The 315-nt window shown below is 44.4% G+C and carries 1 protein-coding gene; it reads right to left on the minus strand.

The features are described 5' to 3' along the window. On the minus strand, positions 1-221 hold a 221-nt coding region (glpE, locus tag A3712_RS23345; RefSeq protein WP_063525198.1), incomplete at its 3' end, for a thiosulfate sulfurtransferase GlpE. Positions 222-315: the final 94 nt, after the last annotated feature.

Genomic DNA, 315 nt, shown 5'->3' on the forward strand with positions numbered 1-315 from the left:
GCACCTTGGCTACTAATGCCGTGATAACACATTACCAAGATAGGTTGTTCAAACTCCACCTCATCCATAAACGAGACCATAGTGTCGTTTGTTAGGTGGTAAGCGGTTTTTGAGTGAGCAACCGCGAAAGATTGCGGGTCGCGGATATCAACAAGTCGAGCTTGGCCTTGTTCAATAAGGGCCTGAGCACCTTGCACGTCGATATGTTTAAACTGGTCCATGACTTTCTCTTTTTATACTGATTTACTTTGCTGCCATTGTAACCTATCCCAAGGCTAACAATCACATCCACTTAATAAGGTTATCCACCAGCGA

It is taken from the genome of Vibrio sp. HI00D65 (assembly GCF_001635455.1).
Lineage (GTDB): Bacteria > Pseudomonadota > Gammaproteobacteria > Enterobacterales > Vibrionaceae > Vibrio.